The organism is Streptomyces albidus (ex Kaewkla and Franco 2022) (genome assembly GCF_013870515.1).
Taxonomy (GTDB): domain Bacteria; phylum Actinomycetota; class Actinomycetes; order Streptomycetales; family Streptomycetaceae; genus Streptomyces; species Streptomyces albidus.
Map to the genome: position 1 here is coordinate 1 of NZ_JACBXA010000399.1, position 3449 is coordinate 3449.

3 protein-coding genes and 1 pseudogene are annotated in these 3449 nt (G+C 71.8%); 2 read left to right on the plus strand and 2 right to left on the minus strand.

Annotation, left to right across the window (positions count from 1 at the left end; translation table 11 throughout):
• Positions 1-1031: threonine aldolase family protein (locus tag H5J26_RS29530; RefSeq protein ID WP_181769026.1), on the plus strand; the 1031-nt coding region annotated here is incomplete at its 5' end.
• A 37-nt stretch (positions 1032-1068) separates the two neighbouring features.
• On the opposite strand, the gene H5J26_RS29535 is transcribed toward H5J26_RS29530, so the two are convergent.
• Both H5J26_RS29535 and H5J26_RS29540 read right to left on the minus strand, forming a co-directional pair.
• Positions 1069-1755: a response regulator gene (locus H5J26_RS29535; RefSeq protein WP_181769027.1), complete on the minus strand. Its 687-nt coding sequence runs from the start codon at positions 1753-1755 to the stop codon at positions 1069-1071.
• 97 nt (positions 1756-1852) lie between these two features.
• On the minus strand, positions 1853-3097 hold the full coding sequence (locus H5J26_RS29540) for a sensor histidine kinase (RefSeq protein ID WP_181769028.1): 1245 nt from the start codon (positions 3095-3097) through the stop codon (positions 1853-1855).
• A gap of 152 nt (positions 3098-3249) precedes the next feature.
• On the opposite strand from H5J26_RS29540, the pseudogene H5J26_RS29545 reads away from it, so the two are divergent.
• Positions 3250-3449, plus strand: a pseudogene (locus H5J26_RS29545) (hypothetical protein); the annotation flags it as partial.

The window sequence follows — 3449 nt, forward strand, 5'->3', positions numbered from 1 at the left end:
AGGAGGGCGCGGCGGCGTACGACTTCGCGGACTGGACGGACCAGTACGGGAACGAGGACGGCGTCGTCGGCGAGCTGGAGCGGCGTACGGCCGCCGCCCTCGGCATGGAGGCCGCCGCCTTCTTCCCCACCGGAACCATGGCTCAGCAGGTGGCGCTGCGCTGCTGGGCGGGACGCACCGGGAACAGCACCGTGGCGCTCCACCCGCTGGCCCACCCCGTGATCTGGGAGCGGGACTCCCTGAGGCGGCTGGCCGGCCTCCGACTCGTCCATCCGACGAACGCGCCGCGCCTTCCGACGCCCGCCGAAGTACACGGCCTGGACGAGCCGTTCGGCACTCTCATGCTCGAACTGCCGCTGCGGGAGCCGGGGTTCGTACTGCCGTCCTGGGACGAGCTGACGGACACGGTCGCCGCTGCGCGCGAACGCGACGCGGTCGTGCACGTCGACGGCGCGCGCCTGTGGGAGTGCGTCACTCACTTCGGGCGTCCGCTGCCCGAGATCGCAGCCGCCGCCGACACGGTCTACGTGAGCTTCTACAAGTCGCTGGGCGGGCTGTCCGGAGCGGCTCTCGCCGGGCCGGCGTCCGTGATCGAGGAGGCGGCCGCCTGGCGGCACCGCTACGGGGGCACGCTGTTCCAGCAGTGGCCAACGGCGCTCGCGGCGCTCGCCGGGCTGGAGCGCGAACTGCCCCGGCTGCCCGGCTACGTGGCGCATGCGACGGTCGTCGCGGCCGCGCTGCACGAGGCGTTCGCAGAGGCGGGCCTGCCGTGGTGGCGCGTGTGGCCGCAGGTGCCGCACACGCACCAGTTCCAGGTCTGGCTGCCTTTCGGCGCAGGGGAGTTGACGGAGGCGGGAGCACGGCAGGCGGAGGAGACGGGGACGCTGCTCTTCCGCCGCTGGTCCGAACCGGCGGGCGCGCCGCCCGGGTTGGCGATGCACGAGGTGACGGTCGCCGGGCCCGGGATGTCGTGGTCTCGCGAGGACGTGCGGGAGGCCGTCGCCGGCTTCCTCTCGTACCTGCCGCGGTGACGTCCGGTTCCGGTCCGGCACGTCGGTGCCGGACCGGCTACTGCGCCCCGCCGCCCGCCTGTACGAGCCGGGTCTCGTAGGCGAGGACCACGGCCTGCACCCGGTCGCGCAGCTCCAACTTGGCCAGGATGCGGCCCACATGGGTCTTCACGGTCGCCTCGGACAGCACCAGCTGCGCCGCGATCTCACCGTTGGAGAGGCCCTGTGCGACGAGGGTCAGCACCTCCGTCTCCCGTTCGGTCAGCCGTTCCAGGCCCCTGGAGAGGGGCTCCGGCGTGGTGGAGGGCAGCACCGTCGAGAAGCGGTCGATGAGCCTGCGCGTGGTGCTCGGCGCGACCACGGCGTCGCCGCTGTGCACGGCCCGGATGGCGGCGAGCAGATCGCTCGGCGGCACGTCCTTGAGCATGAAGCCGCTCGCTCCGGCCTTGAGCGCGGAGAAGGCGTACTCGTCGAGGTCGAAGGTGGTCAGGATCAGGACCTTCGGCGAACCCGCCCCGCCCTCGCCCCCGTTGCAGATGCGGCCGGTCGCCTCGACGCCGTCGACGTTCGGCATCCGCACGTCCATCAGCACGACGTCCACGGTCGTCGAGCGCAGCTGTGCCAACGCCTCGGCGCCGTCCCCCGCCTCGGCGACGACCTCCATGTCCTCCTGCGCGGCCAGCACCATGCGGAAGCCGGTGCGCAGCAGCACCTGGTCGTCGACGATCATCACGCGGATGGTCATGGGGGCGGTCCCTTCGGGGTGGGGATTCGGGTCAGCGGGGTGGCAGCGGGTCAGGTCTGCGGCGGTCGGAGCAGCGGGCGGCGGAGGGCTGATCGCATCAGTGCGCCGCCTTCACCGGCAGCACCGCGCTGATGCGGAAACCCCCGCCGGGCCGCGGGCCGGTCTCCAGGCTGCCCCCGACCATGCCGACGCGTTCGCGCATTCCGATGAGGCCGTGACCGAGCCCGTCGGTGCCGCCGTCCTCGTACAGGTCGCGCTGCGCGCCACGCCCGTCGTCCTCGGCGAGCAGGGACAGCTCCTCGTTGCCGTAGGCGAGGCGGACGGTGGCTCCCACGCCGGGGCCGCCGTGCTTGCGGGAGTTGGTGAGCGCCTCCTGCACGACGCGGTACGCGGTCAGTTCGATGCTGCTGGGCAACGGGCGCGGTGTGCCCTCGATGGCGAAGTTCACCTCGAGTCCCGCTCCGCGCACCTGCTCGATCAGTTCGGAGAGCTGGTCGACGCCGGGCTGCGGCCCGTACTCGTTCACGCCGTCCTTGCCGCTGCCACCGCCCGCGATGCCTTCGCCCGTACGCAGCACCCCCAGCAGGCGGCGCATCTCGGCGAGCGCCTGCCGGCCGGTCCCGGAGATGGTCTCCAGCGCCTGCTTGGCCTGGTCCGGGGCCGAGTCGAGCACGTACGCGGCACCGTCCGCCTGCACCACCATCACCGAGACGTTGTGCGCGACGACGTCGTGCAACTCCCGTGCGATGCGCGCGCGTTCGGCAGCGGCCGCGATCTTGGTCTGCGCCTCCCGTTCCTTCTCCAGCCGGGTGGCGCGCTCCTCCAGCTGCGCGTAATAGGCGCGGCGGGTGCGCAGCGAGTCACCCAGCACCCAGGCGAGCAGGAAAGTGACCGTCATGAAGATGTCGCCGAGGATCGCCCCGGCGAGCGTCTGGTTGTCGTCCGGCCAGCGGAGCGCGGCGATGGTCGGCGCGAGCAGGGCCGCGACCAGGGCGAACAGCGAGGCCCAGCGGATGTTGCGGGAGGCGACGGTGAAGACGATGACCAGCATGGCGAAGTTGCTGGGCCCCACGTCGACGTGCGTCACCACCTGGGCGACGCCCGTGGCGGCTGCGAGCACGAGCATCTTCTCGGGGGACCGGCGGCGCAGGGCGACCACCATGCACAACGCCAGCACGATGGGTACCGCGGCGATCTGCTCCTTGGGGCCCTGCGGCAGACCCTCGGTGTCGCTCTCCACACTCGAGATGAGCCACACCGCGGACATCATCAGCAGCAGGACAGCCCAGCAGCTGTCCACCCAGGTGGGGTGCCGGCGGATGAAATCGTAAATGCGGTTCACATAACCCAGCGTATGAAGGCCGGGCACGTGCCGGAGTCAGCCCGGCGACCGATCCGTGGTCGCCCGCCTACTCCGCAAGGTGGAGGAAGACGGTCCGCCTTGCTGCTCCAGTGCGTGTCCGCAAAGCAGCGGCCACGCTCTAGCGTGGTGCCGTGGACGAGTGGAGGACCTGGCGGGCGGCAGCCGAGCAAGCGCTGTACGGGAATGACGGAGCAGGCTTCTTCGTACGCGAGACGCCGCGGGCCCACTTCCGTACCTCCGTGCACGCCTCACCGCTCTTCGCGGCCGCGGTCGCCCGCCTGCTGCGGTACGTGGACGACGCGCTGGACCGGCCCGGAGACCTGGCCCTGGT